Source organism: Phenylobacterium sp. (assembly GCF_036821595.1).
GTDB lineage: Bacteria > Pseudomonadota > Alphaproteobacteria > Caulobacterales > Caulobacteraceae > Phenylobacterium.
This window is the reverse complement of record NZ_DAISJG010000148.1, coordinates 1-2926: the sequence shown is the minus strand read 5'-3', so window position 1 is coordinate 2926 and position 2926 is coordinate 1. Positions and strand designations below refer to the sequence as shown.

General features: G+C 70.2%; 4 protein-coding genes. 1 reads left to right on the top strand and 3 read right to left on the bottom strand.

Features of this window, described 5'->3' with window-relative positions:
• From V7Z97_RS19970 to cobA, 3 genes are all read right to left on the bottom strand, one after another.
• On the bottom strand, nucleotides 1-1392 hold a 1392-nt coding region (locus tag V7Z97_RS19970), incomplete at its 3' end, for a nitrite/sulfite reductase (protein ID WP_334165315.1).
• A gap of 8 nt (nucleotides 1393-1400) precedes the next feature.
• Nucleotides 1401-1760 carry a DUF2849 domain-containing protein gene (locus V7Z97_RS19965; RefSeq protein ID WP_334165313.1) on the bottom strand — a complete coding sequence of 120 codons (360 nt, stop codon included), beginning with the start codon at nucleotides 1758-1760 and terminating at the stop codon, nucleotides 1401-1403.
• On the bottom strand, nucleotides 1757-2596 hold the full coding sequence (gene cobA, locus V7Z97_RS19960; protein WP_334165310.1) for a uroporphyrinogen-III C-methyltransferase: 840 nt from the start codon (nucleotides 2594-2596) through the stop codon (nucleotides 1757-1759). The genes V7Z97_RS19965 and cobA overlap by 4 nt, the downstream gene beginning before the upstream one ends.
• 172 nt (nucleotides 2597-2768) lie before the next feature.
• Between cobA and V7Z97_RS19955 the strand changes: the two genes are divergently transcribed.
• A partial coding sequence (locus V7Z97_RS19955; protein ID WP_334165316.1) for a LysR family transcriptional regulator occupies nucleotides 2769-2926 on the top strand: 158 nt, incomplete at its 3' end.

Below are 2926 nucleotides of genomic sequence, written 5' to 3'. Positions count from 1 at the left end.
GTGGTGGCCGCAGGCGTTGATGCAGCCGCTGATCTTGATCTTCAGCTCGCCGATCGCCTCGGCCCGCTCCGGATCGGCGAAGCGCGTGGCGATCTGCTGGGCCACCGGGATAGCCCGGGCGTTGGCCAGGGCGCAGTAGTCCAGCCCCGGGCAGGCGATGATGTCGCTGACCAGGTCCATGTTCGGCGTCGCCAGGCCGGCGTCGGCCAAGGTCCGGTAGACGGTCGGCAGATCGTCCAGCTTCACGTGCGGCAGGAGCAGGTTCTGCTGGTAGTTGACCCGGATCTCGTCGAGCGAGAACCGCTCGCCGAGGTCGGCGACGACGTCCATCTGGGCCGAGGTGATATCCCCCGGCGTCTCGCCCGGGGTTTTCAGCGAGACGTCGACGATGGCGTAGCCGGGGCTCTTGTGCGGATGCACGTTGCGCCGCAGCCAGCGGGCGAAGGCCGGGTCGGAGGCTTTCGCGGCCTCCAGCGCCTCGGACCGCGCCGGCAGGGTCTCGAACCTGGGCGTGAAGTCGGCACGGATGCGGGCCAGCTCGGTGTCCGGAAGGTCGGCGTGGGCATGGTCCGATCTGGCCCACTCGTCCTCGACCTGGCGGGCGAACTCCTCGGCGCCCAGGGAGGCCACCAGCACCTTGATGCGGGCCTTCCAGATGTTGTCCCGACGTCCGTGGCGATTGTAGACCCGCAGGATCGCCTCCAGGTACGACAGGAGGTGCCGGACCGGCAGGAACTCGCGGATCGTCGGGCCCAGGTATGGCGTGCGGCCAAGCCCGCCGCCGACCATCACCTCGAAGCCCAGTTCGCCGTTGCGGCCCCGGCGCATGGCCAGGCCGATGTCGTAGATCTTGGCTGCCGTGCGGTCCTTGGCCGAGGCGGTGACCGCGATCTTGAACTTCCGCGGCAGGAAGCTGAATTCCGGGTGAAGCGTCGACCACTGGCGGATCGCCTCGGCCCAGACCCGCGGGTCGTCCAGCTCGTCCGAGGTCGCCCCGGCGTAGGGGTCCGCCGTGACGTTGCGGATCGTGTTGCCCGAGGTCTGCATGGCATGCATCTCGACCTCGGCCAGGTGCTCGAGGATCTCGGGCGCGTCCTTCAGCTTGATCCAGTGCAGCTGCAGGTTGGTCCGCGTCGTGAAGTGGCCGTAGCCCTTGTCATAGGTCTGGGCGATCCAGGCGAGCTTGCGCAGCTTCTTCGAGGTCAGCGTCCCGTAGGGGATCGCGATCCTGAGCATGTAGGCGTGGAGCTGCAGGTAGAGGCCGTTCAGCAGCCGGATGGGCTTGAACTGGTCCTCGGTGATCTCGCCGGCCAGGCGGCGGTTCACCTGCTCGCGGAACTCGGCCGTGCGATCGGCGACGAATTCCTTGTCGATGACGTCGTAGCGGTACATGGCCGCCCTCACTTACGCTTGATCAGATTGACCCGGCCCGAGGAGCGGGCCGTGCCGTGGGCGTGCTGCAGTGCGACGATGTCGTCGCCGCCCAGCGCCTGTTTTCCGTGCTGGGGATGGTTGGTCGGGCCCAGCGCCCGGATGCGCTCGCGATAGGCGAGCGGCGCCCAGAGCCCTTCGGACTCCACCACGTCGATCAGGTAGGGGTCGACGACCACGGTGAGCGCGGCCTTGGCCCTGCCCTCCGCGTCCTCGGCCACGGCCTCGTCGTCGAAGATCTCCGCATCCGCGAAGCGCTCGACCCACAGGCCCTTCTTCCAGAACACCGTCTCGCCGTCGGTGAGGCGGTTCGCCGTCAGAGCCTTCATGCCCGCGCCTCCCGGACGATGGCCTCGACCGCCGCCGCGCCATCGCCCCCGCGGGCCAGGGCCATGGCCTCGCCGACGATCAGCAGGGCCGGGCCCGCCAGGGCCTGGGCGGCCTCGGCGAGGCCGGAAAGGGTGGTGACCACCCGCCGCTCGTCGGCGCGCGACGCGTTCTCGACGATCAGGGCGGGCGTCGCGGGATCGCGGCCGGCGGCCATCAGCCGGGCGGCGATGGGGGCGGCCATTGAGAGGCCCATGTAGATCACCACCGTGTGGTTGGGCCGCGCGAGAGCCGCCCAGTCCAGGTCCGGCTCGCCGCCCTTCGCGGCATGTCCGGTGACGAAGGTGACCGCCTGGGCCGAGCCCCGGTGGGTCAGGGGCGCGCCCGCCGAGGCGCCGGCGGCCAGGGCGGCGGTGACGCCGGGCACGACGTGGCACTCGACGCCTGCCTCGCGACAGGCCTCAAGCTCCTCGCCGCCGCGGCCGAAGATGAACGGGTCGCCGCCCTTCAGCCGCACGACCTCCAGCCCGTCCCGGGCGAAGGCCACGAGCATGCGGTTGATCTCGTCCTGGCTGTAGGAGTGGCGCGACTTGCGCTTGGCCACCGAGATGCGGCGGGCCGCCCGCGGCGCGAGCGCGAGGATCTCCTCGGAGACCAGGCCGTCATGGACGACCACGTCGGCGCGCTCCAGCGCCTTCAGGGCCTTGAGGGTCAGGAGCTCCGGGTCGCCGGGGCCGGCGCCCACCAGCCAGACCGCGCCCGGGCGGGCGCGTTGGGCGCCGCCGCCCAGGACCACCAGCCGGTCGGCGCGCTTGGACCTGTCTTGGCGATGAGGCATATTGAGCTTCTCTAAACGCTACGCTTGAAACGAGGACGGGACGGGCTGACGCCCGCCCCGACCCGTTGTCCGCCGATGAAAAGGGCCGATACATCGGCGGACGCTTGCAATTAGGTGGCGGACGCGCCACCTCGCAAGCCGAGGACTTCTGCCGGGGCTGTCAGGAAAACTCATGGAACGGAACCACGAGCGCCGGCGCCTTCCGCCGCTGAACGCCTTGCGCGCCTTCGAGGCCGCCGCACGGCACCTGAACTTCAGCCGCGCCGCCGACGAGCTGTCGGTGACGCCGGGGGCGGTGAGCCAGCAGATCCAGAACCTGGAGGACTATGT

Bases quoted from the DNA above. Each gene is read 5' to 3' on its own strand.
- V7Z97_RS19965 (WP_334165313.1), bottom strand. From the start codon at position 1,760: ATGAAGGCTCTGACGGCGAACCGCCTCACCGACGGCGAGACGGTGTTC.
- cobA (WP_334165310.1), bottom strand. From the start codon at position 2,596: ATGCCTCATCGCCAAGACAGGTCCAAGCGCGCCGACCGGCTGGTGGTC.